Source organism: Streptomyces sp. Qhu_M48, assembly GCF_051305195.1.
GTDB lineage: Bacteria > Actinomycetota > Actinomycetes > Streptomycetales > Streptomycetaceae > Streptomyces.
Genome location: NZ_CP195433.1, coordinates 183,236 through 205,279, shown reverse-complemented (window position 1 = coordinate 205,279; position 22,044 = coordinate 183,236). Strand labels below are relative to the sequence as shown.

General features: G+C 75.0%; 10 protein-coding genes. 1 reads left to right on the top strand and 9 read right to left on the bottom strand.

The window, feature by feature from the left end:
* Window positions 1-78: 78 nt before the first annotated feature.
* Window positions 79-1,509, bottom strand: a complete 1,431-nt coding sequence (locus tag ACRRSS_RS37240; RefSeq protein ID WP_435975674.1) for an MFS transporter — start codon at window positions 1,507-1,509, stop codon at window positions 79-81.
* A 222-nt stretch (window positions 1,510-1,731) separates the two neighbouring features.
* Between ACRRSS_RS37240 and ACRRSS_RS37235 the strand changes: the two genes are divergently transcribed.
* Window positions 1,732-2,169: a winged helix-turn-helix transcriptional regulator gene (locus ACRRSS_RS37235; protein ID WP_351906770.1), complete on the top strand. Its 438-nt coding sequence runs from the start codon at window positions 1,732-1,734 to the stop codon at window positions 2,167-2,169.
* A gap of 49 nt (window positions 2,170-2,218) precedes the next feature.
* Here ACRRSS_RS37235 and ppk2 read toward each other — a convergent pair whose 3' ends face one another.
* The 8 genes from ppk2 to ACRRSS_RS37195 all read right to left on the bottom strand — a co-directional run bounded on the left by ppk2 (window position 2,219) and on the right by ACRRSS_RS37195 (window position 22,044).
* Window positions 2,219-3,262, bottom strand: a complete 1,044-nt coding sequence (gene ppk2 / locus ACRRSS_RS37230) for a polyphosphate kinase 2 (protein ID WP_435975662.1) — start codon at window positions 3,260-3,262, stop codon at window positions 2,219-2,221.
* Window positions 3,263-3,365: 103 nt separating this feature from the next.
* Complete coding sequence (locus ACRRSS_RS37225) at window positions 3,366-3,542, bottom strand: hypothetical protein (protein WP_435975661.1); 177 nt, start codon at window positions 3,540-3,542, stop codon at window positions 3,366-3,368.
* Between the two features lie 63 nt (window positions 3,543-3,605).
* On the bottom strand, window positions 3,606-3,773 hold the full coding sequence (locus ACRRSS_RS37220; RefSeq protein WP_435975660.1) for a hypothetical protein: 168 nt from the start codon (window positions 3,771-3,773) through the stop codon (window positions 3,606-3,608).
* A 91-nt stretch (window positions 3,774-3,864) separates the two neighbouring features.
* A complete protein-coding gene (locus ACRRSS_RS37215) occupies window positions 3,865-4,401 on the bottom strand; it encodes an ArsR/SmtB family transcription factor (RefSeq protein WP_435975659.1) in 537 nt (178 codons plus the stop codon).
* A gap of 88 nt (window positions 4,402-4,489) precedes the next feature.
* Window positions 4,490-4,705, bottom strand: a complete 216-nt coding sequence (locus ACRRSS_RS37210; protein WP_435975658.1) for an MbtH family protein — start codon at window positions 4,703-4,705, stop codon at window positions 4,490-4,492.
* Complete coding sequence (locus ACRRSS_RS37205; protein WP_435975657.1) at window positions 4,702-14,169, bottom strand: amino acid adenylation domain-containing protein; 9,468 nt, start codon at window positions 14,167-14,169, stop codon at window positions 4,702-4,704. Before ACRRSS_RS37205 ends, ACRRSS_RS37210 begins: the two co-directional genes overlap by 4 nt.
* The gene (locus ACRRSS_RS37200) at window positions 14,166-21,125 is read right to left on the bottom strand and encodes an amino acid adenylation domain-containing protein (RefSeq protein WP_435975656.1); all 6,960 of its coding nucleotides are present in this window, start codon (window positions 21,123-21,125) and stop codon (window positions 14,166-14,168) included. Before ACRRSS_RS37200 ends, ACRRSS_RS37205 begins: the two co-directional genes overlap by 4 nt.
* Entirely contained in the window at window positions 21,118-22,044 is a 927-nt protein-coding gene (locus ACRRSS_RS37195) for a 3-hydroxyacyl-CoA dehydrogenase family protein (protein ID WP_435975655.1), read from the bottom strand. The genes ACRRSS_RS37200 and ACRRSS_RS37195 overlap by 8 nt, the downstream gene beginning before the upstream one ends.

Below are 22,044 nucleotides of genomic sequence, written 5' to 3'. Positions count from 1 at the left end.
GGCATTGCCCTGGCCAACCGGGGCATGGAGGCCAGGGCAATGCGGCTCGCGCGCGGTGCGGGCGCGAGGTGGGGGGACCTACCGCGACGCCTCGATGCGCTGGGCCGTGTCGGGGACCTCCACGGCGGCCGGCTCGGCGTCGGTCGCGCCGGCTCGGCTGCGGAGGCCGAAGGCGCTGATGAAGGCGGCGATGAGGGCGGCGACCAGCGGCACGACCAGGGCGGCCTGGTAGCCGTCGAGGAGTGCCGCGGGCGAGGTGCCGTCCGTGGCCGCGATGTTGACGGCCGCGACACCGGACAGACCGAGGGCGGCGCCGAACTGGAAGGACGTGTAGAGCAGACCGCCCGCGACGCCCTGCTCCTCCTCGGCGATGCCGTCGGTGGCGACGATGGTGAGCGGTCCGTAGGCCAGGGAGAAGGCCAGGCCCAGGATGATCAGGCTCGGGAACATCGCCAGGTACGTCCAGTCCGCGCCGACCGGCAGGAACAGGGCGTAGGAGAGGGCGGCGAGGAGCAGACCGCCGAAGATCACCCGGGCGTTGCCGAACTTGGCCACGAGCTTGGGGGTGAGGGTCGGCGAGAGGATCGCGTCCACACCGATGACGATGAGGGCGAAGCTGGTCTGCAGGGTCGACCAGCCGCGCAGCTCCTGGAGGTAGAGCACCGCGATGAACTGGAAGCCGAAGAAGCCCGCCGCGAAGAGCATGCCGGCCAGGTTGGAGCGGACCAGCGACCCGTTGCGGAAGATGCCCAGGCGCACCAGCGGCGAGGACGACTTGCGTTCGACGGCGATGAAGATGAGGAAGAGCACGATGCTGGCCGCGATCGTGCCGATCGTCCAGCCGGCGGAGACGTGCGTGGCGCGCTCGACACCGAAGACGAGGAGCAGGATGCCGCCGGTGACGGTGATCGCGCCGGCGAGGTCGACGCCCTGGCCGGTACGGTCCGGACGCGCCGACTTCGGGATGAGGGCGATCGCGGCGATGAGGATGAGCAGGCTGAGGATGACCGGGGCGAAGAAGACCCAGCGCCAGTTGATGGCGGCCAGCAGACCACCGACGACCAGGCCGATGGAGAAGCCGCCGGCGGCGGTGCCGGAGTAGACCAGCAGGGCCTTGTTGCGCTGCGGGCCCTCGGCGAAGCTCGTCGTGATGATGGACAGACCCGCCGGGGTCATGAAGGCGGCGGCGACACCGGTCACGAAGCGGGCGACGATGAGCATCCAGCCCTCGGTGGCGAAACCGCCCAGGCCCGAGAAGAGCAGGAAGACCACGAGCCAGAAGACGAACATCTGGCGGCGTCCGAACAGGTCGGCGGCGCGGCCGCCCAGCAGCATGAAGCCGCCGTAGCCGAGAACGTAGGCGCTCATCACCCACTGGAGCATGCCGGTGGACATGTCCAGGTCCTCGCGGATCGAGGGCAGGGCGACGTTGAGCATGGCCACGTCGATGCCTTCGAGGAAGATCGCGCCACACAGCACGAACAGCACGCCCCACGCGCGCCCGCTCATGCGGTCGGTGCCGCTGCTCGAGGATTGCAGTGTGGACACAGAATTTCTCCTTGTACGCGAAGGGATAGCCATAGGGAATCAGCCGCATTGTTGCGGCAGGTGCTTGGAGTTCCCTTGAAGTTCGCGTGAGGACGCGGCAGGCTTGGGGCGAGTTGCAGAAGAAAGCGCCTTGTACCGGTTCCCACTTGTAACCACTGGCATCATGCGGCACGGTGGGGAACCATGGAAGAACGCACTTTAAAGTCACCAAGTCACTGCACGGGTACCGAGCAGGACTACGACGTACGCCAGTGGGACGCCCGTGAGGGATGCGAGGTGAGGCAGATCCTCGACCGCGTCGCCGACAAGTGGTCACTGCTCGCCATCGCGCACCTGGAGCGCCAGACACTGCGCTTCTCCGAGCTGCGCCGCCGGATCGAGGGCATCAGCCAGCGCATGCTGACCGTGACGCTGCGTCAGCTCGAACGGGACGGCCTGGTCCGGCGCACGGTGCACCCGGTCGTTCCCCCGCGCGTCGAGTACGAGCTCACCCCGCTCGGCGCGACCCTGCACACCACGATCAGGGCCCTGGTGGACTGGACGGAGAACCACCAGGAGGAGATCGCCACGGCCCGGGCCGCGTACGACACCCGTCTGGACGCCCTGGAAGCGGCGAACTGATCCCCCTCCGCCGGGGGCGTCGGCCCGAGGACGTCCGACAGAACTCCGTTCAGTGGGCGTCGTCAGGCCCGGGGTGCTCCCCCGGGCCGTCGTGGTGCGCGGCCAGGGGGGTGGGAGAGAGCGTCGAGGTCTCCTCGCCGGCTTCGAGGAGGGTGTCCGCGGCGCCGACCACCAGCGGGTCGGGCTCACCCACGGCCTCGGGGTCCTTGTTGGCGTAGTCGATGCGCCACAGCAGGCTGCGCATGGCCTCCAGGCGCCCACGCCGCTTGTCGTTGCTCTTGACCACCGTCCAGGGCGCGTAGGCGGTGTCGGTCGCCCTGAACATGGCGACCTTGGCGGCGGTGTAGTCGTCCCAGCGGTCGAGCGAGGCGAGGTCGGTGGGAGAGAGCTTCCACTGCCGCACCGGGTCCACCTGCCGGATCGCGAACCGGGTGCGCTGCTCGGAGCGCGAGACCGAGAACCAGAACTTCACCAGGTGGATGCCGTCGTCGACCAGCATCCGCTCGAAGAGCGGGCACTGACGGAGGAACAGTTCGTACTCCTCGTCCGTACAGAACCCCATGACGCGTTCGACCCCGGCCCGGTTGTACCAGGAGCGGTCGAAGAACACGATCTCGCCGGCGCCGGGGAGGTGGGCGACGTACCGCTGGAAGTACCACTGGCCCGTCTCCCGCTCGGTCGGCCTGTCCAGGGCGACGATCCGGGCGCCTCGGGGGTTGAGCCGCTCCGTGAACCGCCGGATGGTGCCGCCCTTTCCGGCGGCGTCCCGGCCCTCGCACACCACGACGATCCGCGCGCCGGTGTCCTTGGCCCACCGCTGGAGCTTGAGCAGTTCGATCTGCAGGATCCGCTTGGTCCACTCGTACTCGCCCCGGCGCACCTTGCGGTCGTAGGGGTAGTTCTCCCGCCAGGTACGGATCGGGTCGCCCGCCGCGCTGAGCAGTACGGGCTGCTCGGGGTGGGTGTGGTCCACGCTCAGCCCCCGGAGCAGATCCTCCCGGTTCTCGTCCCGGTCCTCGTCCCGGTTCTCGTCCCGGTCCTCGGTCTGCCCGTCCTGCCCGTCCTTGCCGTTCATCCCGGTCACGTCACTCACCTCGTCGTCCTGCGGCCTCCTCGGCCCCATGCCCCGATCATCGCGGTCCGACACGGTCGGCGGCGGTTCGGCACGGCTTGCGAGGGCGTGCTCCGGACGGGCCTCAGTGGTGGTGCCTGGCCAGACTGTGGACAAGGACGATCGCGGCGAGCACGATCACCACGATGTGGAGCCAGGCGGGGGCGGCCGACGCGTCGGCGGCGGTCACCATCGCCGAGGGGTCGGCGTACCCGGCGGCGTGGGTGTACGTCTCGGTGTACGTGGGGGTGAACGAGGACATCGTTGCCTCCTGAGGGGGGATCGGTCGAAGGCCGCCGCCCGTCCGGGAACGGGCGGGGCGGCGTCAGGGCCGACGGGACCGGCCGCCGCCGATTCCGGCGACGTGCAGGGCGAGCAGCCCGAGCCCGAGCAGCATGATGTTCGCCGAGGTGAAGACGTCGTTCGTCGCTATCTCGGCGGCGTTGATCAGAAACGCGATGACGAAGAGCACCGCTGCGCCTATGGCCAACATGGCCCAACTCCTCTGTCCGGTCGGGGTCAGAGGGTCCGTCTACCCCCGATCCCGCAGGGCAGCCCGATCCGCGCCGATCGGTTCGACGGGATCAGCGCCGCGCCGCCGTGACCATGATCAGCAGGGGTACGAGGCGGGTCGGCGGGATCTGGTAGCGGCCGCGCCCGGCCGTCTCCAGCCAGCCGGCGGAGACGAGCTGCCGCAGGTGGTGGTAGATCTGGCCGGTCGTGCCGAGCCCCTCCAGCTCGATGAGTTCGGCGACCGCCGTGCGTCCCCCGGCCAGCGCCTGGATCAGCCGCAGCCGCACCGGATGGCCCAGGGCGCCCAGCGCGTCGGCCGCCTCCGACCAGTCGGAGCTCAGGACCGAGTCCGTAGCGTCGGAGCGCTCCCACTCCACGAGCTCACCGTCCAGGCCGACCACGGAACCGGCGAACAGCACCCCGCCGCGCGCCACTTCCTGCAGGCGCTCCCGCAGCTGCGGCAGCGCCCAGTAGGCGTCGGCCGGAGCCTCGTCGGTGCCGGGGCCGCGGGGGTCGCCCCCCAGCCTGGCCTCCAGCTCGGAGAGCCGCCGCGCCATGTCGGCGACCTGCCCGGCCAACGCCTCCAAGGAGGGCGCGTACTCACTCATCCGCCCAGCCTATCGGTGGTCCTCCACGCCGTCCCCGCCGCGGCGGACGCACCGCGGGGGACCGTCGGCGGGCCGCCCGCGGGGTGCACTACGTGTCCGTCGGCAGGGCCGCGACGAGGCTCCTCGGACGCATGTCGGTCCAGGTCTCCTCGATGTGCCGGAGGCACGCCGCGCGGCTGTCGGGCCCGAAGGTACGGGTCCAGCCGGCCGGCACCCCGGCGAACCTGGGCCAGAGGGAGTGCTGTCCCTCGTCGTTGACGAGCACCAGGAAGACGGCGCTCTCGTCGTCGAACGGGTTGGTCATCGGATGACCTCTCTCTTGTCGTCGTCGTTCCGGAACTCCGCGCCGAGCAGATCGTCCACCGGCTGCCCGGGCCGCTCGGCGACGGCGTCCAGCAGGTGGGTCAGCTCGCGCAGAAGATCGTGGGCGGCCCCGGGCTCCAGCGCGTCCGGCCGGTGGTCGAGGCGCAGGTGCAGCAGGTCGTCGGCGGCGAACGCCACCAGGGTCAGCGGGTAGTGGGTGGCGTCGCGGCCCGTCACGGAGGTCACACGGAGCCCCGCCACGGGGCGCGTGAGCGCGGCCCGGTCCAGCGGATAGTTCTCGAACACCAGGTGGGTGTCGAACAGTTCCCTGCGCCCCACGGCGCGCTGGATCTCGCTCAGCCCGATGTGGTGGTGCGGCAGCAGCCGGGCCTGCTCGTCCCGCAGGCGGCGCAGACTCTCGCGTACCGTCTCCGAACCGTCGAGGCGCAGCCGCACCGGTACCGCGTCGATGAACAGGCCGATCATCGAGCCCATCCCCGGAAGGTCCGGCTGGCGGCCCGACGCGGTCGTGCCGAACACGACGTCCCGTGTCCCGAGGCGCCGGGCCAGCAGCATGCCCCACGCACTCTGGACGACGGTGTTGAGGGTGATCCCGTCGCTGCCCAGACCGCGCAGCGCCTTGGTGGTGGTGTCGGACAGGACGGCGCTCAGGGAGGCGGCGTGCACGGCGCCCCCGGGCACGGCGCGGGTCAGGCGCCGTGCCGCGGCCGTGCCGTCGAGGGCGGCGCGCCACGCCTCGCGGGCGGCGGGCGCGTCCCGGGTGGCCAGCAGCGCGAGGTGGTCGCGGTAGGGGGTGACCGGGGCGAGCGCCGTGGGGTCGCCCCCGTGGGCGTACAGGTCGAGGAGTTCCCCCACGAGCAGCGGCATCGACCAGCCGTCGATCACCAGATGGTGGTTGGTCAGGACGAGCCGGTGTTCGTCGGGGCCCCACCGGGTGAGGGTGAAGCGGAGCAGCGGGGGGCGGTCGGGGTGGAAGCGGCGGCCCATGTCGGCCTGGTTCAGCCGGTCGAAGACCCGCTCCCGGCGTGCCCCGGACACACCGGTGAGGTCGAGCTCGCGCCACCCCGGGACGGGCGCGGCGGGGACGACCTGGACCGGATGGCGCAGGCCGTGGTGGACGAACGCGGCGCCCAGGTGGGGATGGCGGGACAGCAGGGCGGTGGCCGCCGCGCGCAGGGCGTCCCGGTCCAGGTCGCCGCGGAGTCGCAGGACGCACTGCGCCTGGTAGACGTCCGGTGCGTTCGGCGCGTACAGGGCGTGGAAGAGCAGCCCCTCCTGGAGCGGGGTGAGCGGCAGGACGTCCGCCAGGTCGGGGTAGGCGTCCTCCAGCCGGTCGATCTCGCGCTGGTCGAGCCGGACGAGCGGCAGGTCGGAGGGGCTGCGGCCACCGCTGCCCCGGGTCCGCGCGTGCAGGACGAGGGAGTCGAGGGCCGCGAACCACAGGTCGGTGAGGAGACGGACCTCGGCCTCGGTGAGCTGACCGGCCGTCCAGCTCACCGAGGCGGTGAGCCGCGGTCCCTCGGGTCCGTCGGTCGTCAGCGCGTTGATGTCGAGGACGTGCTCCCCGAGGCGGCCGGCGGGTCCGGCGGCGCGGGACGTGGCCTGCTCCCCGGTGATGCTCCAGTCGGTGTCGGTGGCGGTGGCGAGCCGGCCCAGGTAGTTGAAGCCGAGCTGGGGCGGGACCCGGCCGTCGAGCGCGGGCCGGGCCACCGGGTCGAGGTGGCGCAGGACGCCGTAGCCGACCCCGCGGTCGGGGACCGCGCGCAGGGTCTCCTTGACCTGTCGGAGCGCGTGGCCGAGGGCGGGTCCCGCGCTCCGCACGTCGGTCCAGGAGCAGCCGGTGGGCGGCAGCCGGACCGGGTACAGGGCGGTCAGCCAGCCGACGGTCCGGGTCAGGTCGGTCCCGGGCAGGTCGGGGCGGCCGTGCGACTCCAGATCGACCGGCAGCCCGTTCGGGCCGGCCGGCCGGCCCCTGCGGCGGCGCCACTCCTCGACCGCGAGGGCCAGGCCCGTGAGCAGGACGGGCTCCACGCCGCAGTGGAAGGCCGCGCCGACCTCGGTGAGCAGGGGCAGGGTCCGGCCGGGCGGCAGCGTCGCGGTCAGTTCGCGCGCCGGCCGGGCCGCGCCGGGGGCGAGCGGCTCGGCGAGTCCCGGATCCGTCCCCGTCACCGTCTCCGTCCACAGCGGCAGTTCCGCACGCCGGGTCCCGTCCGCCCCCTGGGCCTCCAGCGTGCGGGCCCAGTCCGGGAAGCGCACGGGCGGCGCGGTGAGACCGGGGGTGGTTCCGGCGGCGAGGGCCCGGTCGGCGGCGGCGAGGTCGGACAGCAGGATCCGCCAGGAGACGCCGTCGACCGCCAGGTGGTGGACGACGAGCAGCAGACGACCGGTCAGGCCGGGTCCCCGGTCGAGGAACTCGGCGGCCAGCAGGTGCCCGGACCTCGGGTCGAGCCGGCCGCGGGCCTCGTCCAGGGCCCCGGCCCGCAGGACGGGCGGCCGTCCGTCGGCCGGGGCGAGGACCCGGCGCACCCGGTCGGCCACGCGGATCCGTCCGGTCGGCAGGACGTCGAGCCGCCAGTCCTCGCCGGTGGTGTCGAGGCGCATCCGCAGGGCGGCGTGCCGGTCGACGACGGTCTGGAGGACGGCGGTGAGCCGGTCGGCGGTCAGTCCGGCCGGGGTGCGGATGACCATGTGCTGGCTGAAGGTGTCGATGTCACCGGCCTGTTCGCGCCACCAGCGGATGATGGGGGTCGGCGGCAGCGGTCCGGCGCCGTCGTCCGGGCCCGTGGCGGGGGTGGTCGCCGGGTCGCCCACCGGCCGGGCGCGTTCGGCGAGTCCGGCGACGGTGGGTGCGCGGAAGATGTCGTTGACGGTGATCGCCAGACCGGCCTCGTACGCGCGGCTGACCAGCTGGATGGCGACGATGCTGTCGCCGCCCGAGTCGAAGAAGCCGTCGTGGACGCCGATCGCCGGGGTACGGAGCAACTCGGCGAAGAGGGCCCGCAGGACGCGCTCGCGTGCGGTACGGGGGTCGGCGGCGTCCCCGGGCCGTACGGTGCCGGGCGGGGTGTGCGGGCGGGACGCCGGGGCGGGCTCGGGCAGGGCGGCGCGGTCCAGCTTGTCGTTGCGGGTGAGCGGCATCGCGTCGAGCACCGCCCACACCGCCGGGACCATGTAGTCGGGGAGCGTCTCGGCGAGGTGTCGCCGCAGGGTCTCCGGGTCGGCCTCCGCGCCCTCGGCGGGGACCACCCAGGCGGCCAGCCGCTTCGTGCCCGGCCCGTCCTCGCGGACCGCCACGACGGCCTGGCCGACGGTGCCGTGCTCGATGAGCGCGGCCGCGACCTCGTCGGTCTCGATGCGGAAGCCCCGCAGTTTGACCTGCCCGTCGGCCCGTCCGCCGAACGCCAGGGTGCCGTCCGGCAGCCAGCGCGCCAGGTCCCCGGTCCGGTACATGCGGGCGCCGGGCGGGCCGTAGGGGTCGGCGACGAAGCGTTCCGCGGTCGGCCCGGGCCGGCCGAGGTAGCCGCGCGCGATGCCGGTCCCGGCGAGGTAGAGCTCTCCCGTCACCCCGACGGGCACGGGCTGGAGCCCGGCGTCCAGTACGTAGCTCCGGCCGCCGTCCAGCGGGCGGCCGACGGGGATGCCCCGGCGGCCCGCTCCGTCGGCCAGGTCGGCGTCCGTGACCTGGTGCCAGGTGGCGCAGGTCGTCATCTCGGCCGGGCCGTAGCCGTTGACGATCGCGGTGTCCGGGCAGTGGTGCCGGACGGCCCGGACGGCCCGGGGGGAGACGACGTCGCCGCCGGTCCACACCACGTCGAGGCCGCTCAGACAGGCCGGGTCCTCCTCCGCGACGAGCTGGAAGAGTCCGGCGGTCAGCCACAGGCTGGTGGGGCGGGTCTCGGTGATCAGCCGCCGCAGGGTCCGCAGGTCCAGGTCGCCGGGCGGGGCGACGACGACCTCGCCGCCGTTGAGCAGGGGCACCCACAGCTCCATGGTGGAGGCGTCGAAGGAGTGCGGGGAGTGCATCACCATGCGGCGGGCGGTGGTGGGTTCGTAGCAGGCGTCGGCGGCGAGGGCGAGGATGCCGCCGTGGGTGATGGCGACGCCCTTGGGCACGCCGGTGGACCCGGAGGTGAAGATGACGCAGGCCAGGTGCCCGGGGTCCGTGGGCTCGGCGGGACCAGCTGGACCGGTGAGGTCGTTGGAAACGGCAGGACCGGCGTCCGGGGGTGTGGAGCACGGCGGGGGCGGTGCGGCCAGGGCTTCGACGGCGTCGAGGACCGTCGGCGCCTCCAGGGGCGGCTCCCCGGCCGGCAGGCCCGGGCCGACGACCAGGACGGCGGCACCGGCCTCGGCGACGACGCGGGTCCGCCGCGCGTGCGGCGCCCGGATGTCGAGCGGTACGTAGACGCCGCCGCTCTTGAGGATCGCGAGGGCGGTGACGGCGTACAGGACGCCGCGCTCCATGAGGACGGCGACGCGGGTCTCCCGGCCCACCCCGGCGGCGACGAGGTGACCGGCCAGCCGGTCGGACCTGGCCGCCAGCTCCGCGTACGTCAGCGTCTCCGTGTCCGAGCGCAGGGCCACGGCGTGCGGCGCGCGGCGGGTGTGGGCGGCGATCCGCTCCGCGACGCTCCGGGCGGGGTCGCCGGGCGGGCCGGGCCTCGCCGGTGTCGCGCCCCACCGGAGCAGGAGTTCGGCGCGTTCCTCCGGGGCGAGCAGGTCGGCCGTACCGACGGCGGTGTCGGGGGCGTCGGCCAGTCGGCCGAGCAGCCGGACCAGCCGTTCGCCCAGGGTGCGGGCGGTCTCCGGGGTGAACAGGCCCGTGCGGTACTCGAGTACGCCGTCGAGCCCCTCGCCGTCGCCCCCGGGGCCGCGGCGCTCGTACAGGCTGAACGCCAGGTCGCACTTGGCGGTGCCGGTCGCGACCGTCGTGACCTCGGCCCGCAGACCGGGCAGGTCGAGCCGTTCGGGCGGTGGCGGGGTGAGGACCAGCATCACCTGGAAGAGCGGCGGGCCGGTCTCGGGGCGGTGCGGGCCCAGGGCCTCCACGACCCGCTCGAAGGGGACGTCCTGGTGGGCGAAGGCGTCCAGGTCGCCCGTACGGACCCGGCCGAGCAGCTCCCGGAAGGTGGGGTTCCCCGAGGTGTCGGTGCGCAGGACGAGCGTGTTGACGTAGAAGCCGACCGACGCGTCGAGCCGGGGGTCGGGCCGGTCGGCGACGGCGGTGCCGACCGGGATGTCGGTTCCGGCGCCGAGGCGGGTGAGGAGCACCGCGAGCGCGGTGTGGACGACCATGAACAGGCTGGCGCGTTCGGCGCCGGCGAGCCGGGCGAGCCGCCGGTGCAGCGCGGCGGGGACCCGGAACGCGGCGGTCGCCCCGTCGTCGGTGGGCGGCGCCGCCCGGTCGGCGGGCAGGGCGATACGGGACGGCAGGCCGTCCAGCGCACGCGTCCAGTACGCGAGCCGGTCCTCCTCGGCGGAGGAGCCGCCCCCGGGTCCGGGGTCCGGGGCGCGGTCGAGCGCGAAGTCGGCGTACTGGTACGGCAGGGGCGGCAGGCCGGTGGGCGGCGCACCGCGCAGCCGCGCGGCGTAGGCGGTCTCCAGGTCGGCGGTGAGCGTGCCGAGCGAGGCGTGGTCGCAGGCGATGTGGTGGAGGAGGAGCAGCAGCGTGTGGGGGCGGCCAGGGCCGGTGCCGAACAGGGTCGCCCGCAGCGGGGTCTCGCGGTCGAGCCGGAAGGTGTGCCGGGCGGCCCGGGCCAGCAGGGCGGGCAGTCCGTCCGGGGTGGTGTCCGTCTCGACAAGGCGGGGGCGGCCCGCCTCGGGCGGCAGGATCCGCTGGTGGGGGCGGCCGTCCTCCTCCTCGATGACGGTCCGCAGGATCTCGTGCCGGTCGGTCACGTCGCCCAGGGCGGCCGCGAGGGCCGCGCGGTCCAGGACGCCGGTCAGCCGGACCGCCAGGGGCACGTTGTAGGCGCGGTCGGCGCCGGTGTGGCGGTGCAGGAACCACAGACGTCGCTGCCCGGGGGAGAGCGGGACGCGCTCGGGGCGGCCGGGTGGCACCCGCGGGGCGGGCGCGGGGGCGTCGGCGGGGGCTTCGGCGGGCGCGGTCAGCCGGGCCGCGAGGGCGGTGACCGTGGGGTGGTCGAAGACGTCGCGGACGTCGATGTCGGCGTGGTGGGCGGCGCGGAGGGCGGCGGCCAGCCGGGCGGCCCGCAGGCTGTCTCCCCCGAGGTCGAAGAAGTCGTCCTCGGGGCGCACCCGGGCCGCTCCGAGGAGCCGCGAGAACAGGTCCGCGACGTGCCGTTGGAGCGGGGTCGCGAACACCGGGTCCGGCGTGGGGGGCTCGGTGTCGCGGGCCGCGAGGTCGCCCGGCGGGGGCAGGGCGGCACGGTCGAGCTTGCCGTTCGGGGTGAGCGGCAGCGCGTCGACGAGCACCAGTTCCGCCGGCAGGAGGTGGGCGGGCAGCCGGGTCCGCAGGGCTCGACGCAGCCGGTGGGCGAGGGGTTCGAGCTGCCGGCCGCGGTCGGTGACGGCCCGCGCGGGGTGGTCGGGGTGGGTCTCGGTCGGCGGGGCGTCGGCGGGAGGCGGCTCGGTCTCCGGGCTCCGGTCGGCGAGGGCCCGCGCGGGGTGGTCGCCGACCGGGACGACGTAGCCGACCGGGTGGTGGTCGCCTTCCGGGACGACGTAGCCGACCAGGCGGGGGTCGCCGTCCGGGGACGGTACGGCGGCGACGGCGGCGGCGGTCACGCCGTCCAGCGCGAGGAGCGCCGCCTCGATCTCGGCGGGCTCGACGCGGTGGCCCCGGATCTTCAGCTGGTCGTCCGCGCGCGCCAGGTACTGGAGTTCCCCGTCCGCCGTCCACCGGGCCAGGTCGCCGGACCGGTAGAGCCGGGAGCCGGGCGGGCCGAAGGGGTCGGCGACGAAGCGTCCCGCGGTGAGGCCGGGCCGCCCGAGGTAGCCGTGGGCGACGCCCGGGCCGCCGACGTACAGCTCGCCGGGGGTCCCCGTGGGCACCGGGCGCAGGCTGTCGTCCAGCACGTGGAGCCGGGTGCCGGGCAGCGGGACGCCGATCGGGCTGCCGTCGTGGCCGGCGTCGGCGGGGGCCAGGTCGCGGCGCGTGGTGTGGACCGTGGTCTCGGTGATCCCGTACAGGTTGACGAGGGTGGGGGCGGTGCTCCCGCCGTGGCGCCGGTACCAGTCGCGCAGGGTCCGCGGCCGCAGCGCCTCTCCCCCGAACACCACCCACCGCAGGGCGAGTCCGCGGCCGCGCGCCGGGTCCTCGGCGTCGGCGCGGTCCAGGGCGGCGAAGGCGGACGGGGTCTGGCTCAGTACGGTGACGCGCTCGCGGACGAGGAGGTCGAGGAAGGCGCGGGGCGAGCGGGCCACGTCGTGCGGGACGACCACGAGACGCCCGCCGTGGGCCAGGGCGCCCCACAGCTCCCAGACGGAGAAGTCGAAGGCGCAGGAGTGGAAGAGGGTCCAGACGTCGCTCGCGCCGAAGCCGAAGGGGGCGGCCGCGTCGGTCAGCAGGGCCACCGGGCTCGCGTGGGGGACCACGACGCCCTTGGGCCGTCCCGTCGATCCCGAGGTGTGGATCACGTAGGCGGGGTGCGCGGGCAGCAGCGGGGTCACACGGCCGGCGTCGTCGAGGTGCGTGGCCGTGGCCGCGCCCGCGTCCGTAAGCGTGACCGCGACCGTGGCCGTACCCGAGTCCGCGTCCGCGTCCGCGTCCGAGGACAGGACCTCAGAGGACAGGGCGGTCAGTTCCTCGGGCGTCATGACGCAGACCGGCCGGGTGTCGGCCAGGACCAGGCCGATCCGTTCGGCCGGCCACTCCGGGTCGAGGGGGACGAGGGCGGCGCCGGACAGGGCCACGGCGACGATCGCGGTCACCAGGTCGACGGAGCGCGGGAGCTTCACGGCGACGGTGCGGCCGGGCCCGGCCCCGCGCCGGACCAGGGCCCGCGCCAGGCGGTCGGCCCGCGCGCCGAGTTCGCGGTAGGTCAGGGCGGTGTCGGCGTCCTGCACGGCCACGGCGTCGGGGAAGCGGGACGCGGCCCGCTCGAAGAGCTGGGGAAGCGTGCCCGGCGCGGCGGTCCCACGGTGCTCGGGGCGGGGCGCCGAGCGGCGGCGTTCGGCCGCGGAGAGCGGGTCGTGGTCGCGGAGGGCGTCGTCCTGACCGGTGGTGAGCCGGTGCAGCAGCCGGGCGTAGCGGCGGGCCTCGGCGGCCGCCTCGGCAGGGCTGTAGCGGGTGGGGTCGGCGTCCAGGTCGATCCGCAGGCCGCCGCGCCCGTCGTCCGGGTACACGGTGACGGACAGGTCCTGGACGGGGCCGATGGCGACGTTGCGCATCACCGCCGGCCGGCCGGCGAAGTCGCGGCCGTAGCTGAACGGCAGGACGTTCACCGCCAGGCCGTACAGCGAGCCGCCCGAGCCGGTCAGGCCGAGGTCGCCCAGCTGGTCCTCGTACCGGTGGCGCCGGTGCGGGAGGACGGCCGTCATCTCGTCCGCCACCGCGCGCACCAGGTCGCGGGCCGGCCGGTGCGGGTGGACGGCGGTGCGCAGCGGGAGGATGTTCGAGGCCGTACCGGCGGCCAGCAGGGACACCTTCCGGTCGCGGGCCGGGACCGGCAGCCCCAGCACCACCTCGTCGGGGGCGCCCGCCCCGGCCCGGACGTGCGCGAGCACGGCCCCGGCGGCCGTGGCCAGCACCGGCCAGTCCACGTCGAGCCGCCGGGCGGTCGCCCGCAGCCGGGCGAACGCCCCGGCGGGCAGGCGGGCGCCGCCGCGCGCCGCCACGCCTCCGGTGGCGGCCGGGCGCACCGCGCCCGCCCCGGGCCGCCGGGCCTGCCAGAAGGCACGGTCGGCCACGGCCTGGGCCGAGGCCCGGTAGGCGCGTTCGGCGGCGGGCAGGGCGTCCAGCGGGTGCACGGCGGGCGGCAGGCGCTCCCCGCGCTCCAGCGCCGCGTAGAGCCGGCCGACCCGGCGGACGAGCAGGGCGCTGCCCAGGCCGTCGAGCACCAGGTGGTGGCAGGCCAGGTACCAGCGGAAGCGGTCGTCGGCCAGGCGCAGCAGCGCCGTACGGAACGGCGGCCCGGCGCCGAGGTCGAACGGCCGTGCCACATCGGCCCGCATCCACTCCATGGCGGCGGCGGCCGGGGTCGGTGCGGCGCGCAGGTCGACCCGGGTGACGCTCCACGGCGGGCCGGGGCCGTCCCACTGCCGTGGTTCGCCGTCGTCGGCGACCGTGAAACGGGCCCGGAGCGGCGCCGTCTCGGCGACGGCCGCCGCGAAGGCCGTCTCGAAGAGGCCGGGGTCCACGGGTCCGGCGATGTCGAGGGACACCCCCACGTGGTAGCGCCCGGGGCCCGCGAGCCGGTCGCCCAGCCAGATGCCGCGCTGAGCCGTGGTCAACGGCAGCGACGGCCGGCCGGGGCCGGTCACCGGGGCACGTCCGACTCCGTGCCCCGGCCCCGCAGCGGCAGGGCGAGCGTCTCGGCGATCTCCGCCAGCGGTCCGGGCCGTCCCATCTCGGCGTGCGGGCAGTCGACGGGACGCACGTCGGGCTTCCCGCCGTCGACGTACGGCTCCCACTGCCGCGCGGCCGCGTCGGCGGAGGTTTCGAGGGCGGTGAAGACCAGCAGGTCACCGGTGTAGCGGGAGGGGGTGTGGTCGTGGGAGAGGACGGCGTTGTTCGTGTAGACGCGGCAGAGCGTCTCGATCATCGCCTCGTCGAACGTCGCGAGGAGTCCCGGGTAGGCGCGGGCGATCTCCAGGAACCGCGGGTAGGTCATCTCCTCGTCGGCCCAGAGGGCGGGGTCGTACCCGAAGAACTGCAGGACCGTCCGCATCACGTGGTCGGGACCGAACCGCAGGGGGGTGCTCTCCGACCCGGCATCGCTCCCGGCATCGCTCCCGTCGTGGCTTCCGCCACCGCCACCGCCCACACCAGCGCCACCGCCAGCGCCGGCGTCCTCGTCGGCGGGGATCGCGGCCGCGGCGGCGGGGATCGCGTCGAGGACGGCGAGCAGGCCGACCTCCTCCCCCGCCCGCTGGAGCTGGACGGCCATCTCGTGCGCGACGATGCCGCCGAACGACCAGCCCAGCAGGTGGTACGGACCGGCCGGCTGCACGGTACGGATCTGGGTCACGTAGTCCGCCGCCATCTCGGCGATCGACCCCGGCAGGACGCGTGATCCGTCCAGGCCGCGCGCCTGCAGTCCGTACAGCGGCTGGTCGGCGCCGAGCGGTCCGGTGAGACCGGCGTACGACCAGGCGATCCCGGCCGCGGGGTGCACGCAGAACAGCGGTGGGCGGCTGCCCTCCTCGCGCAGCGGCAGCAGCACCCCGGTGCCCCCGTCGAGGGCCGAGGCGTCCGCCGTCCGGTGGTCCGCGGCCGGGACGTCCGCGCCGCCGCCGGCGAGGAGTCCGGCGGAGTCGAGGGAGCCCACGAGGGTGTGCGGCGCGTGCGCGCTCCGGGTCAGCAGGGCGACGAAGCGCCGGGCCAGGTCGTCGGCCCGGTCCGGGTCGATGAGGTGGGGGCGGTACTCGACCTGGACGGTCACGATGTCGTCGCGGTGGCTGATGACCACGCCCAGCGGGTAGTGCTGCCGGTCGTCCCCGGAGGCCCGGAGGAGTTCCAGACCGGGCGCGGGGCGGCGCAGGGCCTCACCGTCGAAGGGGTAGTTGGCGAAGGACATCATCGTGTCGAACATGTCGCCGCTGTCGGTGATGCGGCGGATGTCGGTGAGGCTGATGTGCTGGTACGGCAGGAGCCTGGCCTGCTCGTCCTGGATCCGCGCGAAGAGGTCACCGAGCGACTCGGCGGGGTCGATCCGCACCCGGGTCGGCACGGTGTTGATGAAGAGACCCACCATCTTCTCCACCCCCGGGAGTTCGGCCGGGCGCCCGGAGACCACCGAACCGAACACGACGTCCGGGTGACCGGTCTCCTCACCGAGCACGAGCGCCCAGCAGGTCTGGAGCACGGTCGCGAGCGTGAGCCCGTGCCGCCGCGCGGTGCCCACCAGCGCGCCGGTCACGTCCTCGTCGAGGGAGAACCGCAGGTGCCGCGAGGGCAGCGGCTCGCCGGGCTGTCGGTTCCCGATCCTGGTGGGGGTGAAGTCCGCGAGCGCGGTGCGCCAGGCGTCCTCGGCGGCCTTGACGTCCACGTGGGACAGCCAGCGCATGTACTCGCGGAACGGTGTGCCCGCGGGCAGCGCGTGCGGCGTCCCGGTGACCTGCGCCCGGTAGTGGGCGAACAGCTCCCCGACGACGACGGGCAGGGACCAGCCGTCCAGCAGGATGTGGTGGGTCGAGAGCACCAGCCGACGGCGGCCGCCGCCCAGGTCGACGAGGAGCACCCGCAGCAGCGGGGCCCGGGCCGGGTCGTAGGGCCGGGAGCGCTCCTTGACCAGGAGCCGTTCGGCCTCGCGCTCCTGCTCCTCCTCCCCCAGACCGCTCAGGTCCGTCTCCTGCCAGGGCACGTCCACGCCCGGGCGGAAGATCTGGACCGGCTGGGGAACCCCGGTGTGCACGAAGGCGGCGCCGAGGTTGCGGTGGCGGTCCAGGAGGGCGCGGAAGGCCGCCCGCAGGGCCGTGGTGTCCAGGTCCCCCTCCAGTTCCAGCCAGAACTGGACGGTGTACAGCGCGTGCGCCGAGTCGTCGGAGTCACCGTCCTCGGGGCTGTTCAGCGAGCCGAGGAGGAGGTGGTAGAGCATGCCCTGCTGGAGGGAGGAGAGCGGCAGTATCTCGTCCAGACCGGGGTGTTCGCGCTCCAGCAGCTCGATCTCCCGCTGGCCGAGCGCGACCAGGGGGAAGTCGGACGGCGTGCGGCCGCCCGCGCCCGGCTCGGCCGCGTGCGCGGCCAGCGCGTCCAGCGCCTCGAACCAGTGGCCGATCAGCTCGTCGACCCGGTCGTCGTCCACGATCCCGTCCGCCCAGGAGAAGGCGATGCGCAGCGCGGTGCCCTCCGCGGTGTCCTCGGTGAGAGCGTTGACGGACAGCGGGTGGTCGAGCGGCATGCCGGCGTCGGCGCCCGCGGTCATGCCCGTCTCGGGAGCGGGCGACCAGTCCCCCTCGCCGCCCTCGGAGGGCAGGAGGAAACGGCCGAAGTAGTTGAAGCCGATGTCCCTGGGCGCCGCGGCGGCCAGCCGGCGCCCGGCCTCGGGACCGAGGTACCGGAGCATGCCGAAGCCGATGCCCTTGTCCGGGATGGCCCGGAGCTGCTCCTTCACCCGGCGCAGGGCGCCGCCGAGTTCGGCCCCGGAGGGCACCGCCCGGCCGGCCGACGGGACGCCGGGGGCCATGCGCACCGGGTACATGCTGGTGAACCAGCCGATCGTGCGGGACAGGTCGGCGCCGGGCACCACCGGTTCACGGCCGTGGCCCTCGACGTCGATCAGCACGTCCTCGGTGGTGCCGAGGCAGCGCTGCACGGCCACGGAGAGCGCCGTGAGGAGCACGTCGTTGATCTCGCAGTGGAAGGCCAGCGGGATGGTGGTGAACAGGTGCCGGGCCCGCTCCGCGCCGTAGACGACGGTACGGGAGCGGGCGGTGCCGGTGGTGTCGCGGGACGGATCCAGGGCACGCCGGGCGAACCGGGGGCCGGGGACGTCGAGCGTCCGCTCCCACAGGGGGAGTTCGGCCAGCCGTTCGGGGGTGCGGGCCTGCTCCGTCAGGGCCCGGCTCCAGTGCCGCAGGGACGTCTCGACCGGACGGAGGACGGGCGTACGGCCGGCCTCGACGTCCTGGTAGGCACCGACGAGATCGGGCACCACGACCCGCCAGGAGACACCGTCGCAGGCCAGGTGGTTGGCCATGAACAGGAGCCGGCCGGGCCGGTCGGGGCCGGCGTCGAACCAGACGACGCGGATCACGCGGCCGTCCGCCACGTCGAGCTCCCGCTGCGCCCGCGCCGTCTCCTCCGACAGGAGCCGCAGGAGCGCGTCACCGGAGACACCCCCGGCGGGGACGCGGCGCACGAGGTCCGCGGCGAGGACGCCGCCGACCGGCCGCACCTCAAGGGACCAGCCAGGCGCCGAGCGGTCGAGGCGGAGCCGGAAGGCGTCGTGGTGGTCGACCAGCGCCTGGACGGCGGTGGTCAGCCGGTCGGTGCGCAGGCCGCCGGGGACCCGGAGCAGTACGGCCTGGTGGAAGCCGTCGATGGGGCCGCCCTGGTCGCGCAGCCAGTGCATGATCGGGGTGAGGGGGACGTCGCCGACGGCCGCCGAGTCCTCTCCGGTGCTCCGCCGGCCGGTCTCCCGGGCGACGCGGGCGAGGGCCTGGACGGTCTTGTACTCGAAGATGTCCTGCGGGATGAGGACGAGTCCGGACTGGCGCAGGTGGCTGACCAGCTGGATGGACATGATGCTGTCGCCGCCGAGGTCGAAGAAGCTCCGGTCGCGCGGGACCTCGGTCTCGCGCAGCACCTCCGCGAAGGCGGCGGCGACGAGGTCCTCCCGGGAGGCCGGCGCGTCGGGCGCCGGAGCGGGCTCGGGCGGGGTCGTCACGGCGAGCGGCACGGGGTCGGTCTCGCGGGCGAGTTTGCCGTTGGGGGTACGCGGAAGGGCGGCGGTGAACCGGAGTTCGGCCGGCACCAGGTGCCCGGGGAGGCGCTCGGCGAGCCACGCGCGCAGCTCCTCCGGCGCGGGCGGCGCGGCCGTGGCGGAGGGAACCAGGTGGGCGACGAGCCGGGGGTCCCGTACGTGGTCGGTGCGGACGACGGCCATCGCCTCGGCGACCCCGGGGTGGCGGGTCAGCGCGGCCTCCACCTCGCCCGGCTCCACGCGGAATCCGTTGATCTTGATCTGCTCGTCCACCCGCCCGAGGAAGTCGAGCTGCCCGTCGCCGCGGCGGCGCACCAGGTCACCGGTGCGGTACATCCGTGTTCCCGGCGGACCGAAGGGGTCGGCCGTGAAGCGGTCCGCGGTCAGCCCCGGGCGTCCGAGGTAGCCGCGGGCCAGCCCGTCGCCCGCGAGGTACAGCTCCCCCGTCCCGCCGGGCCCGACCTGCGCCAGCGTCTCGTCGAGGACGTGGGCGCGGACGTGGCCGAGCGGCCGGCCGATGGGCGGCGCCGCTCCGTCCGGTGGACCGTCGGCCCGCGACGCGGTGGCGTACACGGTGGCCTCGGTCGGCCCGTAGACGTTGACCAGCCGGGTGCCGGGCATCGTCGCGGCCACCCGGGCGGCCAGCGCGGCGGGGAGCGCCTCGCCGCCCAGGGCCAGGGTCCTGGCCGACAGGTCGAGGTCCGTGCGTTCGAGGAGTTTGCCGAGCACCGAGGGGATCGCGCAGACCAGGCCGCCGGACCACCGGGGCGGGTCGGCGTCCAGCAGGGACAGCAGGTTCCGGACGACTTCGACCGTGCCTCCGGCGGCCAGCGGTGTGAAGACCTCGGCGACGGAGACGTCGAAGCTGAACGAGGTGGCGGCGAGCGTGTGCCGGAGCGCGTCGGCGCCGAACTCCTCCTCGGCCCAGGCGAGCAGCGGCAGCACGCTCCGGTGCGCCACGACGACGCCCTTCGGGGTGCCCGTCGACCCCGAGGTGTAGATGACGTACGCGGGGTGACCGGGGTCGAGCGGAGCGGCCCGGTCGTCGTCGGTGATGTCGTGTGCCGCGGCCGACGCCAGTTCCGTACGCACCGACGGGTCGTCGAGGACGATCACGGAGCCGCCGGGCGCGCCGAGGTCCCGCCCGGCGTGCTCGGTGTCGGTGAGGAGGCAGGAGGGCCGGGCGTCCTCGACCATGAGGCGGAGTCGTTCGTCGGGGTAGGCCGGGTCGAGCGGCAGGTACGCGGCGCCGGACTTCAGGACCGCGAGCATCGCCACGAGCGTGTCGGCGGAGCGGGGCAGCAGCAGGCCGACCAGCTGTTCGGGGCCGGCTCCGCGCGCGATGAGCAGGCGGGCCAGCCTGTTGGCGCGTGCGTGCAGCTCACGGTAGGTCAGTTCGCCGGTCCGGTCGCGGACGGCGACGGCGTCCGGGGTGCGGCGCGCGGCCGCGTCGAGGAGCGACGTCAGCGTGCCCTCCTCCGCCCGGGGGGTGGTGACGGGCAGTGCGGGGGCGCCGTCGGCGGCGGGCTCCTCGGGGAGCTGCGCGGTGAGGGAGGCCACGGTGTGGCCGGGCGCGGAGACGGCCGCGGTCAGCAGGGTACGGAGCTGCCGGGCGTGCGCGTCGGGTGCCGCCCCGGCGCCGTCGCCGGCCGGCCCGATGACGACGAGGAGGATCCGGCCGTCCGGCTCCTCCTCCAGCAGGAACCTCGGCGCGGTGGACGGCTCGACGCCGAGGGCCCGGGCGGTGGCCCGGTGGTCGCCGAACCGCAGGACCGGTGCCGCTTCCCGTACGTCGGCGATCGCTTCGTACAGCCGGGATCCGGGCTCCTTCGCCCCCAGGGCGCCGCAGACCTCGGCGTGCCGGAAGCGCTGGTGCCGCCGGACCCGGCGTGCCTCGCGGCCGGCCTGGCGGACGAGGTCCGCGAAGGGCGCGGCGGGCCGTACGTCGAGGCGCAGCGCGGCGATGTCGCCGGCCGCGCCCGGCACGCGCTGGAGGGTCCGTTCGTGGCGCCCGTCCACGGGCAGGCCGAGGACCACGTCGGTCGTGCCGGAGGTGCGGTGCAGATGGGCGGCGACGGCGGCGAGCAGGACCGCGCGCGGGTGGGTGCCGCAGTAGCGGGCGGTGGCGCGTACCCGCTCCGCGTCGGCGACCGGCAGCGGGACGGCGGCCGAGGCCGTGGTGGCGTCCGGTGTTCCGGCCGGTCCGGTCGGTTGGACCGGGGCCGTCGGGGCGGTCGGGGCGGTCGGGGTCAGGCCCGTGAGGCGGTCCCGCCAGAAGGCGGCGTCCTCCTCGGGCGCCGGCGAGGCCCGGTAGGCGGCCTCGGCCTCGGTGAGCCGCGCGAGGGCGGGGAGCACCCCGTCGGAAGGGGACCCGCCCGCCGCGAGCGAGGTGTACACCTCGGCGGCCCGGCGGCCGACCAGCGCGCATCCCCAGCTGTCGAGGACGCGCCGGGGGTGCCGGTGGAACCAGGTGAAGCGGTCGTCGGCGAGGCGGATCAGGGCCTGCGAGGAGCGTGACGCCCCTCCGCCCGACGCCAGCTCCGCGCGCAGCCAGGTCTCCAGGGCGGCGGCCGGGTCCGCCTCGTCGGCCAGGTCCACCATGGCCAGCGGCACCGCGCCGCCGTCGGTGAACCCCGTACCACCGGAGATACCACCCGTGGTGCCGTCGGTTGTGCCGCCGGAAGTGCCGTCGGAGGTGTCGCCGGTCGTCGCCCGCAGGCGGACGGCCTCCGCCTCACCGGTCACCTGCCGGATCGCGCGCTGCAACAGGGCCACGTCCACCGGGCCGTCGATGTCCACGGCCTCCGCGACGAGGTCACCGGACGTGGTCCGTGCGATGCCGTGCTCAGACATGGGTGTCAGCTCCTGCGGGCCGCGGGGGAACGATGGACCTGTGCGACGGGTACGGGTGGAAACCGCGGCCGGCCTTCCGGCCGACGCTTCCCTCCGCGACCAGCCGTGACAGCAGTGGGGTGGGCCGGAACCGTTCGTCGCCGGTGAACCGGCCCAGTACGGCCAGCGTGTCGAGCACGGTGTCGAGACCGATCAGGTCGGCGGTGCGCAGCGGCCCCGTGGCGTGCCCGAAGCACTCCTGGAAGACGCGGTCCACGGTGGCCGCGTCGGCGGTGCCGGCGTCCACGACGGCCGCCGCCTCGTTGACCGTCAGCATCAGCACCCGGTTGCTGACGAACCCCGGCCCGTCGCCGACCACGATCGCCTTCTTCCCAAGGCCGGCCAGGATGTCCAGGGTCCGCCGGACGGTCTGCTCGCCGGTGGCCGCGGAGGTGGCGACCTCGACGGTGTCCTTCAGCGGCGCCGGGTTCATGAAGTGGGTCCCGACGACGCGTTCGGGGCGGCCGGTGACGGAGCCGAGATGGCCGATGGGTATCGCCGAGGTGCACGAGGCGAACACCGTCTCGGCGGGGCAGACGCGGTCCAGGGTCCGGAGGATCTCCTCCTTGAGGGAGACGCGCTCCGGAGCGCAGTCCACCACGAAGCGGGCGCCTGACAGGGCGTCCAGGTCCGCCGCCCACACCACCCGCTCCTCGACCGGGCCGGAGTCCTGGCCGCGCAGCAGCCGCGCGGCGCGCGTCCAGGCGCGCACGCGCTCCGGACCGCTCGCGCGCGCCGCCGGATCCGGGTCCACGACGACGACGGGGTGGCCGGCCGCGGCGAAGCACTGGGCGACACCGACGCCCATGGTGCCGGCCCCGACGACGCCCACCGGAGTCCCGGCCGTGTCCGACGGCTCACTGTCCTTGCTCTCACCCAC